16 protein-coding genes are annotated in these 15,122 nt (G+C 56.7%); 6 read left to right on the top strand and 10 right to left on the bottom strand.

The window, feature by feature from the left end; genetic code table 11:
- The first annotated feature begins 8 nt into the window (after positions 1-8).
- The 3 genes from HA46_RS04785 to msrA all read left to right on the top strand — a co-directional run bounded on the left by HA46_RS04785 (position 9) and on the right by msrA (position 2,208).
- Entirely contained in the window at positions 9-974 is a 966-nt protein-coding gene (locus HA46_RS04785) for a PDR/VanB family oxidoreductase (protein ID WP_084882361.1), read from the top strand.
- A gap of 41 nt (positions 975-1,015) precedes the next feature.
- A complete protein-coding gene (locus tag HA46_RS04790) occupies positions 1,016-1,582 on the top strand; it encodes a flavin reductase family protein (protein WP_033791335.1) in 567 nt (188 codons plus the stop codon).
- Positions 1,583-1,674: 92 nt separating this feature from the next.
- Complete coding sequence (gene msrA / locus HA46_RS04795; protein WP_084882364.1) at positions 1,675-2,208, top strand: peptide-methionine (S)-S-oxide reductase MsrA; 534 nt, start codon at positions 1,675-1,677, stop codon at positions 2,206-2,208.
- 65 nt (positions 2,209-2,273) lie between these two features.
- Here the strand turns inward: msrA and HA46_RS04800 are convergent, their stop codons facing one another.
- From HA46_RS04800 to HA46_RS04845, 10 genes are all read right to left on the bottom strand, one after another.
- The gene (locus tag HA46_RS04800; protein ID WP_033791337.1) at positions 2,274-3,356 is read right to left on the bottom strand and encodes an acyltransferase family protein; all 1,083 of its coding nucleotides are present in this window, start codon (positions 3,354-3,356) and stop codon (positions 2,274-2,276) included.
- A gap of 452 nt (positions 3,357-3,808) precedes the next feature.
- Positions 3,809-4,561, bottom strand: coding sequence for an L-cystine ABC transporter ATP-binding protein TcyN (tcyN, locus tag HA46_RS04805; protein WP_033791338.1), 753 nt, complete (start codon positions 4,559-4,561; stop codon positions 3,809-3,811).
- Entirely contained in the window at positions 4,558-5,226 is a 669-nt protein-coding gene (gene tcyL, locus HA46_RS04810; protein WP_033749769.1) for a cystine ABC transporter permease, read from the bottom strand. Before tcyL ends, tcyN begins: the two co-directional genes overlap by 4 nt.
- Positions 5,226-6,026 carry a cystine ABC transporter substrate-binding protein gene (tcyJ, locus tag HA46_RS04815; RefSeq protein ID WP_033791339.1) on the bottom strand — a complete coding sequence of 267 codons (801 nt, stop codon included), beginning with the start codon at positions 6,024-6,026 and terminating at the stop codon, positions 5,226-5,228. Before tcyJ ends, tcyL begins: the two co-directional genes overlap by 1 nt.
- Before the next feature lie 109 nt (positions 6,027-6,135).
- Positions 6,136-7,122, bottom strand: coding sequence for a D-cysteine desulfhydrase (locus HA46_RS04820; protein ID WP_084882490.1), 987 nt, complete (start codon positions 7,120-7,122; stop codon positions 6,136-6,138).
- Positions 7,123-7,387: 265 nt separating this feature from the next.
- Complete coding sequence (gene fliZ / locus HA46_RS04825) at positions 7,388-7,891, bottom strand: flagella biosynthesis regulatory protein FliZ (protein ID WP_033749773.1); 504 nt, start codon at positions 7,889-7,891, stop codon at positions 7,388-7,390.
- Positions 7,892-7,940: 49 nt separating this feature from the next.
- A complete protein-coding gene (locus HA46_RS04830) occupies positions 7,941-8,663 on the bottom strand; it encodes an RNA polymerase sigma factor FliA (protein WP_033749775.1) in 723 nt (240 codons plus the stop codon).
- A 143-nt stretch (positions 8,664-8,806) separates the two neighbouring features.
- On the bottom strand, positions 8,807-9,775 hold the full coding sequence (locus HA46_RS04835) for an HNH endonuclease signature motif containing protein (RefSeq protein ID WP_084882366.1): 969 nt from the start codon (positions 9,773-9,775) through the stop codon (positions 8,807-8,809).
- A gap of 164 nt (positions 9,776-9,939) precedes the next feature.
- A complete protein-coding gene (gene fliB, locus HA46_RS04840; protein ID WP_084882368.1) occupies positions 9,940-11,142 on the bottom strand; it encodes a flagellin lysine-N-methylase in 1,203 nt (400 codons plus the stop codon).
- Positions 11,143-11,310: 168 nt separating this feature from the next.
- Positions 11,311-12,537: a FliC/FljB family flagellin gene (locus HA46_RS04845; protein WP_084882371.1), complete on the bottom strand. Its 1,227-nt coding sequence runs from the start codon at positions 12,535-12,537 to the stop codon at positions 11,311-11,313.
- A 338-nt stretch (positions 12,538-12,875) separates the two neighbouring features.
- Here HA46_RS04845 and fliD point away from each other — a divergent pair, with 338 nt between their 5' ends.
- From fliD to fliT, 3 genes are read left to right on the top strand one after another with little or no spacing between them, the layout of a single operon-like run.
- Positions 12,876-14,297 (top strand): flagellar filament capping protein FliD, encoded by a 1,422-nt coding sequence (fliD, locus tag HA46_RS04850; protein WP_084882374.1) that lies wholly within the window; start codon positions 12,876-12,878, stop codon positions 14,295-14,297.
- 18 nt (positions 14,298-14,315) lie between these two features.
- Positions 14,316-14,726: a flagellar export chaperone FliS gene (gene fliS, locus HA46_RS04855; protein ID WP_084882376.1), complete on the top strand. Its 411-nt coding sequence runs from the start codon at positions 14,316-14,318 to the stop codon at positions 14,724-14,726.
- Entirely contained in the window at positions 14,726-15,094 is a 369-nt protein-coding gene (gene fliT / locus HA46_RS04860) for a flagella biosynthesis regulatory protein FliT (RefSeq protein ID WP_084882379.1), read from the top strand. The genes fliS and fliT overlap by 1 nt, the downstream gene beginning before the upstream one ends.
- Positions 15,095-15,122: the final 28 nt, after the last annotated feature.

Consider the following 15,122-nt stretch of genomic DNA (forward strand, 5'->3'; position numbering starts at 1 on the left):
AGAATAAGATGACGACTTTTACGGTAACTATCGATGGTTTGTCGCGTCAGGGACGCCACGCCGTGGCGCTGAGCCTGGTGCGCGACGACGGCCAACCGCTGCCGCGCTGGGAAGCGGGCGCGCATATCGATCTGCACCTGGGCAACGGCATGATGCGGCAGTATTCGCTGACCGGTTCGCCGCTGCGCCAGGATCGCTATCTGATCTGCGTCGGGCTGGCCGCCGACTCGCGCGGCGGCTCGCGCTATATCCATCAGCAGCTGCGGTTAGGCCAGCAGCTGACTATTTCCGCGCCGCGCAACCTGTTTCCGCTGGTGGCAGCGCAGCGCGTGGTGCTTATCGCCGCCGGTATCGGTTTAACGCCGCTGCTGGCGATGGCGGCGCAGCTTGAGGCGGACGCCGTGCCCTTTTCGCTGCACTATTATGTGAAGCAGCGTCAGGATGCCGCCCTGACGCGCCAGCTGCTGCAGCCGTTCCGCCACGGCTACGGCGAGATCCTCTGTAGCGCCGAAGGGCAGAGCCCGCGCCGGCATCTGCCCGAGGCGCTGCGCAAGCCTGAGCCGGGAACGCATCTCTACCTCTGCGGGCCGCAGGGCTTTATGGCACACCTGCAGCAGCAGGCGCAGGCGCTCGGCTTCAGTGCTGAGCAGCTGCATACGGAAGCCTTTAGCGCCGCGGCGCCGACGGCGGCGCAGGGTGACGATGAGAGCTTTACCGTCACTCTGGCCTCTTCCGGCGCCAGCTGGCCGGTGCCTGCGGATAAAACCATCGCCCGCGTGCTGCTGGAGAACGGCGTCGAGGTGCCGCTCTCCTGCGAGATGGGGCTGTGCGGCGCCTGCCTTACGCCGGTGGTATCCGGCGAGCCGGACCATCGCGACACCGTTCAGACTGAGACGGAAAAGTCTGCGCCGCTTCAACAAATCGCGCTCTGCTGCTCGCGCAGCCGCAGTAAAGCGCTGGTGATCGACCTGTAGCTTCTACACTTAAAGGCATCGCCCCGAAACAAGGAGATGCCATGAGTCAACGTCTGCACAAAACCGCCTTTCCGGTCAGCAAGGCGCGTAAATATCTCGAGCCCGGCCCGGTGCTGCTGCTCAGCTCGCAGTTCGAAGCCCACAGCGACATCATGACGCTTGGCTGGCATACGGTGCTGGAGTTTTCGCCGTCGCTTGTCGGCTGCATGATTTCCAGCATGAACCACAGTCACGCGCTGATCCGCGACAGCGGGCAGTGCGTGCTGAACGTTCCCTCGGCAGATTTGATCGATAAGGTCGTGGCTATTGGCAACAGCCACGGCGACAAGCTGGATAAGTTCGACGCGTTTGGCCTCACCGCAGAGCCGGCCAGCGTAGTAAACGCTCCGCTGATTAACGAGTGCTTCGCCAGCTTTGAGTGCCAGCTCTATGACGATTCGATGGTGGATAACTACAACCTGTTTATTTTCGAGATCGTTAAAGCCCACGTCGCCGACGAGCCGGAATTTCCGCCGACGCTGCACTACACCGGCGAAGGCCGCTTTACCATTATGGGCGACCGGGTGCTGGATCGCAGCGGTCAGTTTAAACCTGAGATGCTGATTTAGCCTCTCATCGGCCATTCTTGCCCTGCGCGGGTTGAAAAGGCGCGCAGCCGTCCCTACTCTCTCATACTCGACCTCGACAGGAGTTAAGCATTATGGCAATCGAATACGCAGTGATCGCAGGCGGCTGTTTCTGGTGTACCGAAGCGGTTTTTAAAGATGTGATCGGCGTGGAGTCGGTTGAAAGCGGCTATACCGGCGGCGCGCGTCCGAATCCGACCTATGAGCAGGTCTGCAGCGGCGCAACCGGTCATGCGGAAGCGATTCGCATCGGATTCGATCCGGAAAAAGTGAGCTACGGCGATCTGCTGGATATCAGCTTCGCCACCCACGATCCGACGCAGCTTAACCGCCAGGGCAACGACATCGGCACGCAGTACCGCTCCGCCATCTTCCCGGCCACCCCGGAGCAGGAAGCAGAGGCGGTCGCCGCTATTGCGCGCGCGCAGCAGGACCATCAGGATCCGGTGGTCACCACCATTGAGCCGCTGAAAGAGTGGTATCCCGCCGAGGCCTATCATCAGGATTACTGGGAAGGCGCAGGCCAGCGCAACGGCTACTGCATGGCGGTCATTCCGCCGAAGCTGCAGAAGCTGCGTAAAAGCTTCGCCAGTCGCGTGAAAAACTAAGCCAGCAGCGGGTTTACCGCCCGCTGCCGCGCATTGGATCAGCCCCGCCTGCGCGGGGCTTTTTTTCAGGCGGCGGAACGGGCGCGTTTCAGGCCGATCAGCGTCGGGAAGATAAACAGCGACTGCCCCAGACCGCGATTGGTCACCGACCACACCGCCACCGAGCAGAGCGAACAGAGACCCACTATCGCCACCGGATAGAGGCAGGCCCACAGAAACGAGAACCAGGCGTGCTCGAACAGGTGATGCCGCTGAGCGAACAGAATCGCCGACATGCCGAAGAACTCGATAAAGATACGGTGGATCACGTAAATCTGCAGCGTGTTGCGCCCTATCCAGTTCATGTAGCTCATGCTGAAATGCTGATTGAGCCAGCGGCAGGCCGCCACGCTTCCCAGCACCGCGATAATGCACATAAACAGGCTCTTATCGAGGCCGAAAATAACGTGGATGCCCGCCAGCGCCGCCAGTATCGCCCAGGGCACCATATTTTCACGGCGCCATTCGCTCAGCCGCAGCATCATCGGGCTCCAGAATACGCCCAGCAGGAAGAACAGGAAATATTGCGCCACGCTCTGCGGGCCCCAGAAGGGAATAATCTTCTCTACCGCAAGGTAATTCAGCAGCACGGCGACCGCCAGCAGGGCCACTTTATGCTGGCGAAATATTTTGGCGCAAAGGAAATATAAGCCAAGCCCGTAGAGATACCAGGAGGTGCTCATCGCCAGAAAAGTCAGCTTTAAAAATTCAAGCAGCGACCCGGCATAGGCGGCGTTAAGATTTTGAGAAATACGCTGGCCGGTGATTTCAGTCGAGATGCCGACAATCGACCACCACTGAATAAAGCCCCACAGAATGTAGAGATAAAAGAGATTAGTAATACGGCTGGTGAAAACCTGTTTCCAGGGGCGATTAAGAATGCCGTTAGTGGCCAGCAGGCCGGAGACAAAGAAAAAGGCGGGCATACGCAACGGCGACAGCACGGTATTAAACTGCACCCACATTTCCGCCGGGATCCAGCCTGCGGAGAGATATTTCAGCGTGCCTTCAAAGCCCGGCAGCACGGTGTGATACAGCACGACCAGCAATATGCAGGCCCCCTTAAGGGTATTGACCCACGATATTTCATCTGACTTAGCGTTGTTCATGATTTGACTCCTGCTGTGTAGGTCAGAAACTAAAGAGGAAAAGAGAAAAAACGACATGATACTTTTAGGATTATCTGGCGATTATTCGCCATTCCCCTGCCGCTGACTCTAGCGAAAGTCTTAAAAGTATTAAGCTGGCCCTGAATTAACAAGGCTTTACGCGTTTCGTTTTTTCTTTACATTCCTCTCGGGCAGGGCTTTTTTGTTAGCTGTTAACGACTAAGCGGAAAAAGCGTGTCAGGCCGGCAACCGTTATTTGCTCAGGTAAATAGGAGTAAACCTGAAGCGGTAAAACCAGAGAATGTTTGATGCGCGTGAAAATATTAAAATATTTTGCCCCAAATTGTTTAAGCATAAATAATTAGCTGTGGTAGGGCGAATAAGATAATAGATTGCTTGTGCGGCTCGCGCGCAGCAGAAAAAGGGAATACGCCTCCGAAGAGGCGTATTTATTACTGGTTGAGGAATTTATCGAGGAACTGCCGGGTACGCGCCTGCTGGGGATTGCTGAACAGCGCTTTCGCCGCGCCCTGCTCCACGATGCGCCCCTGATCCATAAAAATCGCCCGATCCGCTACGTCGCGGGCAAAGCTCATCTCATGGGTAACGATGACCATGGTGCGCTTCTCCTGAGCCAGCGCGCGAATGGTGTTGAGCACCTCGCCCACCAGCTCGGGATCGAGCGCCGACGTCGGCTCGTCAAACAGGATGACCTGCGGACGCATCGCCAGCGCACGCGCGATAGCAACGCGCTGCTGCTGGCCGCCGGAGAGCCGACGCGGGAAACTGCTCTCTCTGCCCTGCAGCCCCACTTTCTCCAGCAGCGCACGCGCACGCGCTTCGGCTTCCCCTTTCGGTTCGCCTTTGACGATCACCGGCCCTTCAATAATGTTTTCCAGCACCGAGCGGTGGGGAAACAGATTGAAGTTCTGGAACACAAAGCCGACCTGCTGGCGCAGCTGGCGCACCTGCTCTTTCTGCCTGGTCTGCGCCAGCCTGGCGTCGATAGCGATCTCGCCTACCTTGATGGTGCCGCTGTCCGGCGTTTCCAGCAGGTTGATGCAGCGCAGCAGCGTGGTTTTACCCGAGCCGCTGGGGCCGATAATCGCCACCACTTCGCCGGAAGCCACCTCAAGGTCGATGCCGTGCAGCACCGTCTGGCCATTGAAGGTTTTCACCAGCTTGCTGATTTCGATGGCGCTCATTTCGCCTCCTCATCCTGACGATTAACCCGTTTTTCCAGCCGGTTTTGCAGCGCCGACAGCAGGGTCGCCATGACCCAGTAGATCAGCGACGCCGCCAGGTACATGGTGAAGACCTCCAGCGTGCGAGAGGTAATCAGCTGCGCCTGACGGAACAGCTCCGGCACCTGAATGGTTGCCGCCAGCGAGGTATCTTTCACCAGGCTGATAAAGCTGTTGCCGAGCGGCGGCAGCGCCGTGCGCGCCGCCTGAGGCAAAATGACGCGGCGCAGCGTCTGCCAGCGGGTCATGCCGATACTCGCCGCCGCTTCCCACTGCCCGCGCTCAATAGCCGCAATCGCGCCGCGCAGCGACTCCGACGCGTAGGCGGCGGTATTCAGCGACAGTCCAATCATGGCGGAGGGAATGGGATCGAGCTCGATACCGAACTGCGGCAGGCCGTAGTAAATCATAAACAGCTGCGCAATCAGCGGCGTGCCGCGAAACACCGACACGTAAAAGCGGGAAAGCAGGCTAACGGGCCAGAAACGCGACAGCCGCATCAGCGCCAGCACAAAGCCCAGCACCAGCCCGAAAAACATGCCGCCGATACTGAGCTGTAGCGTAAAGAGCGCGCCTTTTAATAAAAAAGGTGCTGAATCCAGCACCAGTTGAAGACTTTCCTGCATTACTTAGTCACATCCGCGCCGAACCATTTTTCGGAGAGTTTGGCCAGCGAACCATCTTTCTGCATGGCGGCGATCGCCTGATTGACGGCGTTAAGCAGATCGTCGTTGCCTTTGCGCAGCGCGACGCCTGACTCAAGACGTGAGAACGGCGCGCCTGCCACAGCCATGGTATTGCCGGTTTTCTTCACCAGATCCAGCGCGGCCAGACGATCCACCAGAATCGCATCAAGACGGCCAGAGCGCAGGTCCTGATATTTGGTCGGGTCGTCGTCATAGGTACGGATATCGACACCTTTAACATTGTCGCGCAGCCACTGCTCGTAGTTCGAGCCCAGGCCGACGCCGACTTTTTTGCCTGCCAGATCTTCCGGCTTGCTGATGGTGCCCGCTTTCGCTTTCATCGTCAGCGCCTGCACGCCAGAGATGGTGTACGGCGTAGAGAAGTCATACTTCTTCTTGCGCTCGTCGGAGATGGTCACCTGATTGATCACCACGTCGATGCGTTTTGAGTCCAGCGACGCCAGCATGCCGTCCCATTTGGTCGGCTGCAGTTTGGCCTTCACGCCCAGGTGCTGCGCCAGCTGCTGCGCGAACTCCACTTCGAATCCTGTCAGCTTGCCGCTCTCATCCTGAAAGCTGAACGGCGGATAGGTGCCTTCCAGGCCGACGCGCAGCTCGCCCTTGTCTTTGACCTGCGCCAGCAGGTTTTCCGCCGCGTGCGTTTTCAGGTTAACGCCGGCAATCAGCGCCGCCGCCATCACGCCCATCGCCAGATGGCGACCAACACGAGAAAAAATCATATCTACCCCATTTATTAGTATGTGATGTGTGTGTTGTCAGGCCGCGCCTGCGCGCCGCCCAGTACTGCTCTAATAACCCGCGAAGTATAAACGTTTTTTTGCCAGCTGCTCAGACCGAAGGATGATAAGCAAATAACGCTGGCGCACCGCCGGTGTGGACGAACAGCAGCGGCCCTTCGCGGCGGAAACGGTTCTGGCTGATGCCGTCGAGCAGGCCCGCCATCGCTTTGCCGGTGTAAACCGGATCGAGCAGGATGCCTTCCAGCCGCGCCAGCAGCTTCACCGCCTCCATTCCCTCCTGGTTCGGCTCGCCGTAGCGCGGGCCGAAGTAATCGTCCCACAGGGTCACGGGGGCCGTGCTGGTCAACTCCAGTTTAGCGATCAGCTGCTGCCGCAGGCTATCCACCACCGGCAGCTGCTGCTCCGCATGGCGCGAGACGGTGACGCCGATCACCTCTGTTTCCGGCAGCAGCTGCTCAAGGCCGACCGCCAGTCCGGCATGGGTGCCGGCGCTGCCGGATGCGACCACGACCGCGGCGTAGTCAACCACGCCTTCGCTCTGGTGCGCAATCTCCTGCGCGCAGTCGATATAGCCGAGCGCGCCGAGCCAGTTCGAACCGCCGATCGGCACCACATAGGGACGAAAGCCCTGCGCCTCCAGGCGTTCCGCCTGCACCGCAAGCTGCGCCGCCGGATTGTCCAGCGCGTCCACCAGCTCGATTTCGCAGTCGAACAGATCCAGCAGCAGCCGGTTGCCGTTGCTGAGGTAATTTTCCGCCTGGGTGTGAATCGGGTTTTCCAGCAGCGCAATGCACTTTATGCCGAGCTTCGCGGCAACGGCGGCGGTCTGACGCACGTGGTTGGACTGGATGGCGCCCGCCGTCAGCAGGACATCGGCGCCTTCGCGCAGCGCATCCGCCGCCAGGAACTCCAGCTTGCGCAGTTTGTTGCCGCCCAGGGCGATGGGCGTGACATCGTCACGTTTGATAAAGATATCGCGGCCAACGTAGTCGGAGAGGCGCGGCAGATGCTCAAGCGGCGTGGGCGCGCCGAGCAGTTCCAGACGGGGATACTGATGAATGAGATATAAAGACAATGCGGCCTCCAGGGCAGTCACGGTAATCTTTACAGTGTTGCAGAAGTTGCGCCAAGGATCATCCAGCATCGCGCGTAAAAAAGGCGGTCGAGCAGCCTGATGTAAAATCGCCCGCTCACAGGCGCAGACCCTGCAGCTCTTAGCGCCCTGCATAGCAATCCGCCGCCTGACGAGCGCGCGGCGGCGGATTGCTTAACGCGCTGCTGGCGTTATCTGGCTCGCTTCCGCCTCAGCGGAAAGATTCAGAGTGCCAGCGCTTCGGCAGCTAGCTGCGCTGCCACCCCAAAAACTGGTCATATTTGCGCAGCGCGATGCGGTAGTTATTATTTCCCGCATCGGGCAGATCGTTCTCCAGGCACGCGTGCCAGCTGTTGCCGCTTAAACGGTCAGCCGGAAAATTTTTGGCCTTAAGCATATCGTCCAGACGACGCAGCCTTACCACATATTCGCGGATAGTGCTGTGGCTCATTTCCGTCTGCTCAAACAGGTACTGTTTGAATGCCATAATGTCGAAGTAATTAGGATGCGTATTGCAAAAAATATCACTACAAAAACGGCACAGCGCGGTCAGTTCTGGCTGTAATTTCAGCCACAGCTGCTCATCAATCATTTGGTCCATGCGCGCGATGGCCTCTTTATTGATGATCTGCCCGCGAAAGACCAACGCCATGCGGTCCAGTACTTTGCCACAGTGTGAACAGTGGCTCTGGCTGTGTTTGTAGTCTTTAAGATAACGGCTTAAAGGTCTGGCCTTGGATTTGGCTCCCATTGCTGAGTCCCCGGTTTTATTATTTTTAGATCGCCAGGAACTGAGGCCGTCAGCGCGCTCCCGTAAGTCGGGCACGCAGGCGTTTGATCGCCTGACTGTGCAGTTGGCTGACGCGTGATTCTCCCACGTCGAGTACCGCTCCAATCTCTTTCAGGTTCAGTTCTTCCTGGTAGTACAGTGTCAGCACCATTTTTTCGCGATCGGGTAAGGCTTCGATCGCTTCAATGACGCGTTCACGCAGATTCCCTTCAAGCAGCTGATGCAACGGGTTGGCTTCTTCATGCCCTTCCGTGACCAGCTCCGCGCTGTCGCCGTGTTCTTCCCGATACTCGTCGTAGGAGAAAAGCTGGCTATTGTTGGTATCCAGCAGGATCTGCCGGTACTCTTCCATCGAAACATTCAGCCGATCGGCTACCTCCTGCTCGGTGGCGGCACGCCCCATCGTCTGCTCGACCTGGTGCATCGCGCCCGCCACTTCGCGCGCGTTGCGCCGCACGCTGCGTGGCGCCCAGTCCCGGCTGCGAAGCTCATCCAGCATTGCGCCCCGGATGCGCTGCACGGCGTAGGTGGTGAATGCCGTTCCCTGCAGCGCGTCGTAACGCTCTACAGCGTTCAGCAAGCCAATGCCACCGGCCTGCAGCAGATCGTCAAGCTCAACGCTGGCTGGCAGGCGAACCTGCAGACGCAACGCTTCATGGCGCACCAGCGGCACGTAGCGCTGCCAGAGCGAATGTTTATCCATCACGCCTTCGGCGGTATAGAAATCGTTCACGTTGACTACCCTGCGTTAATGAAGTTATCGGCAGGATTATCCAATTCTGTAGGGGGATCGATTGGCTGAATAGGCGGGCAAAAGCGAGGTTATTTCATTTTTGTTATGTCAGAGAGCGGATCGCTCCGCTCTTATTACGCCGCTTAATCTGACGCGCACAGGCGCTGCCGCGTGGCGGGCGGCACCGCGTCCCATAACGCGCACACCTGACCTTCAAGGGCCTGATAACAGGGGCTTATGCTTTGCCGGTTTTCCACGTCGGGATGAAAGCGTATCTTGCCGGATTCACCATCGATGCTTATCAGTTTGTTAAGAAACAGACGCTGCAGATCGCTGCGCAAAAACAGTCCGTTATCGACGCTGTTATCCGCAAGGCCGCCTTCGCTGTTTTCCCGCGTATCGATATGACAGGCCTCTACCCAGGGCCAGACTGGGCGATCGGTCAGGCGCGTGCCGGTGATAACGCAGCCGCCGTAGCGCGCTTTTACGGCCGTCAAAAACGCCTCCTGGCTGGCGCGCTGAAACAGGCCTTCTTTGACCCGTCGTCCGACCTCCATGCCCGGCATGACCGCCGTGGGCGCCTTATGCCGCGGCGTGCTCAGCACCACGATGAACTGGACAGGACGCGAGAGCGGAAAACAGGGGCGCGCCTGGGGATCGAAGAGCTGCCACCAGGCGTCATTTTCATCCTCGCGCATCAGCGCCAGCTGATAGCCGCGGCTGGCGAGCAGGTTCTGCGCGGCGGCGGAATGGGGATCGAGCATGGCGTAGACGCGGCTTTCGCCCATCACCTGCCAGAGGTTGTCGCGCGACGCCTCGCCGCTGCGGCGAAAATAGGCAAAGGGCTGCTGCGACTTCAGGTAATGCTCGAACCGGCGCAGGTAGTTTTTGCGCTCGTTGTCGTCGGAGATAAACAGCAGATCCTCCAGCGGGCTGTTGCTCTCTTCGCCGGCGAACACCGCGCGAATACGCAAGGCGCGATAGCTGGTGGACGGGCTCAACAACCCGCGGACGGTCAGCGCCTTTTCGTCGGGATGCTGCCGCGCGTAACGCAGCGCGATCTCGTCGAAGGTGAGCTGCTCGCCAGGTAACAAGTCATAATTGAAGCGCATAGACACTCCAGAAAAAAATCAAACCAGATGCGTGTGTTGTTCTGTAGGGAGTTATCGGCAGGCGCGCGGGGATCTGTAACGCAACAGGCAACGTGCAGGCGTCAGGAGAGAGGATCGGCGAAGGTCAGGCGTACCGTTTTAGCGAATCAGTACGCCTGCCTCACTTAGCGCAGCAGATGAAGCAGCGAGAGATCGTCGTTAACTTTGCTTTTTTCAATTTCACGCATAAAAGCTTTATCGGAAATCTGATCGTGTTTCGTCACGGAGTGGTAGCTGTAAATAATATTAATAACGTCTTTTTCACCGATCGTGCCCACCAGCTCCAGGCTGGCTGAGAGTAGCGATCTCAGCAGGAACCATTCCGCCGTCAGCAGATAGAGATTAGCGAGCGCGCTCTGCCCGCTTTGGGAAGGAAAGCCGTCGTGATACATACGGTACTGCAAATAATTGCCCATAATATGCGGGCGCTCCGCCAGCCAGGGTTTCAGCTTATCCTGCCAGACGGCCGCCAGACGCTTCATCGATACCGTGACGTCATTGCCCTCAGCAAGATCGCTCTGGATGTAAATCAGCTTATTCACATAGTGGACAAGCGTCGCCGACCCGCGAATCGCCTTATGGCTGCCCAGGTAGGCCTGTAGACGCAGCAGCAGCGCCCACTGCAGCTGGTAGTCAGGCTTGATGCTGTCGATATTCGCTGCCATTTCTCCCTGCTCGATCAGGTTCAGCACCGAGAAAAAGTACTCTTCAAGCCGGGTGTATTTATCCGCGCTGTCGCCTGTTTTCTCGGCAAAAAGAAAAAGCATCGCAATGCCGTAAAGCCCCTGCTCAATGTTAGCGCCGCTGGCCAGCAGCAGGTTGCTGCACATCAGATTGATAAATCGCGACGCCTGATCGACATCCGGCGCGTCCAGCGCTGAAATACGCAAAGTTTTCTTTTCATTAAGCAGCATGGCCTCAGGGCTGGCCAGCAGGCCTTTTACCGCTTCCGGGCAGGAGAGCGTCAGGCTGTTCCTGATCTCATATTTAGTTTTCTTCTGCGAGCGTGGATAGCTGGAACAGGTGGGGCTCAGCGCTTTTTCACCCATTTTTTTGTGGATGCTGCACAGGCTGTTCTCATCGAGAAAACCGCAGTTACCACTGGCGGAGAACTTCATGGTGCCCCAGTTATCAAAACTCTTTTTGGTTTTGATAATATTTTCTTCCGCAAGCTGGCGCACCGTAATGTCACCGCTCTTCAAATAGCGGTTGACCGTAGGCTTATCTAAATAGATATCCCAGCCTTTACAGCAGTGGTCCAGGCACGCGCTGCCGGCGCATTTAAATTCGCTGAAAAATAGCGGTTCAACTACCGAAATCTCTTTCATGATCTTACCTGCTGATGGCGTTAAAACGGCAAAAACACAATGACAGCGACCAGCCTATCAACAGTTCAGGGACCGCAATGCAGATAACATCGGGCCTTTTTTGTCTTTTTCCCAGGCATAAAAAAACCCCGCCGAAGCGGGGTTTACAGGTATTTCACCAGAGGGTGATTAGCCCTGCAGCAGAGACAGAACCTGCTGCGGAACCTGGTTAGCTTTCGCCAACACGGAGTTACCCGCCTGCTGGATGATCTGCGCTTTAGACATGTTTGAAACTTCGGTCGCGTAGTCAGCATCCTGAATACGAGACTGTGCTTCAGACAGGTTAGTGGTGGTGTTGTTCAGGTTAGTGACCGCTGAATCCAGACGGTTCTGAATCGCACCCAGTGAAGAACGGAATTTGTCTACGCTGGCGATTGCTTCGTCCAGCTTGGCCAGTGGGTCAGTAGTTGAACCAGAAACCATATTACTCAGATTCAGCTTAGAGGTATCCAGATTAAATGCTGCTGTGGTTGGAGTAGTAGTCGTGTCAGCATCTTTAGGATCTAAAGCAATATAATAATCTTTTGCGACACCAGTTGAAGACGCTGAGTCATATTCACTTTCGAAGCCATTTGCTTTAAGGCTGTTCACCTCTGAAGCGCTACCTGGCGTGATGGTGACTTTGGCAAACAGGTTGCCATTATCATCCGCAACGGCGGTGCTACCAATTGAAATGCTGCCAGCAGCAACACCAAGACGGGTTGCAAGATCGTCACCAGTCGCAGCTTCAGTTACTGAAGTTGTCGTGATCTTTGTAGTATCGCCATAGTAGGACTTCAGGTTAGCGGCAGAAGGCCCAGTCATGGTTCCTGTTTTACTTACTGGTCCGGTAACGTTGAAAGTATTCAGACCTAAAGTTGATGAATCAATTTTCTTCAAATCGATTGAAATGGTTTCACCATCATTTGCACCGACCTGAATCTTCATTGAACCGTCTTTCGCCAGTACGTTTACGCCGTTGAACTGGGTTGTGCCAGAAACACGGTCAATTTCGTCCAGACGTGATTTGATTTCGTCCTGAATTGAAGATTTGTCAGAATCGGAGTTGGTGCCGTTCTGCGCCTGTACGGTCAGTTCACGGATACGCTGCAAGTTGTTGTTGATTTCTGACAGCGCGCCTTCAGTGGTCTGCGCAGCAGAGATACCGTCGTTGGCGTTACGTGCCGCCTGAGTCAGGCCCTTGATGTTAGAGGTGAAACGGTTGGCAATTGCCTGACCCGCAGCGTCATCTTTCGCGCTGTTGATACGAAGACCAGAAGACAGACGCTCGATAGAGGTAGACAGAGCGGACTGGTTCTTGTTGATGTTGTTCTGAGTGATCAGCGAGAGGCTGTTGGTATTAATGACTTGGGCCATGATAAATATTCCTGTTAATCAAGTCTTTCGGTTAAGGTGTGGGCTTCAACCCGCCGGCTTCAGCGCCGTCAAAGTTGTTATCGTCTGCCCTTAAACAACCTTTAGAATTTTTTTAGTACCAGGTGAAATTTTTTTCCTTCAACCTGTCACGCTTATCTTTATCGCCCTCGCCCGCCACTTCTTTAGCAGAAAATCACTTCCTTTCTAGCCGTTGAAATACCCTTCTCTATATACGCTATTCGCTTTATCGCGCAGTGATGAATAACTTTAAACTTTCCCTATTCGCAGCCGATAACCCCGGTATTCACTCTCCGTGTCGACATGATAAGGAAACAAACATGGCAAGTATCACTAACCTGGGTGTCGGTTCAGGCCTTAACTTAAGCGATATCTTAGACAGTATGCAGACGGCGGAAAAAGCCGCGCTGACCCCGATTTCTAAACAGCAGTCCTCCTATACCGCTAAACTGAGCGCCTACGCGACGCTGAAAAGCGCGCTGACCACCTTTCAGACAGCGAACACCACGCTGAATAACGCCAGCCTGTTTAGCGCCACGACGGCCACCAGCTCCTCCAGCGCCTTTAGCGCGACCACATCTGGCAGCACCGTCGCGGCAGGCAAGTACACTATTAGCGTGACGCAGCTGGCGCAGGCGCAAACCCTGACCTCGGCGGTACAGAGCAGCAACACCGCCGCGCTGGGCGACAGCTCGGCCAGCAGCCGCACGCTGAGCATCGCGCTGGCGGACGGATCCAGCAAAGATATTACGCTGACCAGCGCGCAGACCTCGCTGACCGGCATGCGCGACGCGATCAACGGCGCCAGCGCAGGCGTTACCGCCAGCATTATCAAGGTTGGGGATGGCAGCTACCGTCTTTCGGTGAGCGCGAATGAGAGTGGTTCAGGCAAAGCGGTCAGCACCATTAAAGTCACCGGCGACGATACGCTTGCGGGCATCGTCGGCTACGACGCCAGCGCCACCAGTAATGGGATGACCGAAAGCGTCACGGCGCAGAATGCCAAGCTGACGGTCAATAACGTCGCTATCGAGAGCAGCAGCAACACCATCAGCGACGCGCTGGAAGGCATTACGCTGAATCTCAGCGACGTCACCAGCGGCACCCAGACGCTGACGATCGCCTCCGATACCACCAAAGCCAACGCCGCTATCACCGGCTGGGTCTCCGCCTACAACACCCTGCAGGACACCTTTTCCAGCCTGACCAAATATACCGCGGTGGATGTGGGCGCGGACTCGCAGGACAGCAGCAACGGCGCGCTGCTGGGCGACAGCACCTTGCGCACCATTCAGAACCAGCTGAAGAGCCTGCTGACCAATGCCGCCAGCTCCTCGACCTTCAAAACCATGGCGCAGATCGGCGTGACCTCCAACCCGACCACCGGGCAGCTGGAAGTCGACTCTGACAAGCTGAGCAAAAGCCTGAAAAACAATATGTCGGACGTGAAAGAGATGATTATCGGCGACGGCAAAACCACCGGCATCGCCACCACCGTCTCCAGCAACCTGACCAGCTGGCTCTCCAGCACCGGCATTGTGCAGTCGGCCACCGACGGCGTCAGCAAGACGCTTAACGCCCTGACCGTCCAGTACAACTCGGTCAACGATCGTATCAACGACACCATTACGCGTCTGAAAACCCAGTTTACCCAGCTCGACGTGGTGATGAGTTCGCTTAACCAGACCAGCAGCTACCTGACGCAGCAGTTCGACACCTCGAACTCCAGCTCCAAAAGCTGATTTTAAAAAGGAGTGATCATGTACACCGCAAACGGCACGCAGGCCTATGCAAAAATCGGCGTCGAGAGCGCCGTCATGAGCGCGAATCCGCATCAGCTGGTCAACATGCTGTTCGAGGGCGCGCTGAGCGCGCTGGTGCGCGCCCGCCTGTTTATGCAGGACGGCAATATTGAGGGAAAAGGTCTTTCCCTTTCGAAGGCCATTAATATTATTGAAAACGGGCTTAAGCAGGGTCTCGAAGAAGAGAGCGGCGACGAGCTCACCACCAACTTGATTTCGCTTTACGCCTACATGGTGCGGCGACTCCTGCAGGCGAATTTACGCAACGACGTGGAGGCCATTGTTGAGGTCGAAGCGCTGCTGCGCAATATCGCTGACGCATGGAAGGAAATCGCCCAGCCTCAACCTCTGATTCAGGACGCCGTTTAATGATACTAGCACCGCAACTGATTACCATTTACCAGCAGTTACTCGATCTCAGCCAGCAAATGCTGCGACTTGCGGCCGAGGGCGAATGGGATGATTTGATCAAAAAGGAAGTTGATTACGTCAGCGCGGTGCAACGGCTGGCGCGATCGACCGAAGCCGCCTCGCCTTCCGTACAGGCGCAGGAGCAGCTGCGTCCGGTACTGCGCCATATTCTTGATAACGAAAGCGAAGTGAAGCGCCTGCTGCAGGAACGCATGAACGAGCTTTCCACGATGGTTAATCAGAACACCCGTCAGAAATCGGTGCTTAACGCCTACGGCAAACAGGGCAGCGTGATGGTGCCGATGGAGAACCAGCCGCTCTCCTGATTCTGAAACGCACCGCGACAGAGAAAAT

This window comes from Pantoea septica (genome assembly GCF_002095575.1).
GTDB classification, from domain to species: domain Bacteria; phylum Pseudomonadota; class Gammaproteobacteria; order Enterobacterales; family Enterobacteriaceae; genus Pantoea; species Pantoea septica.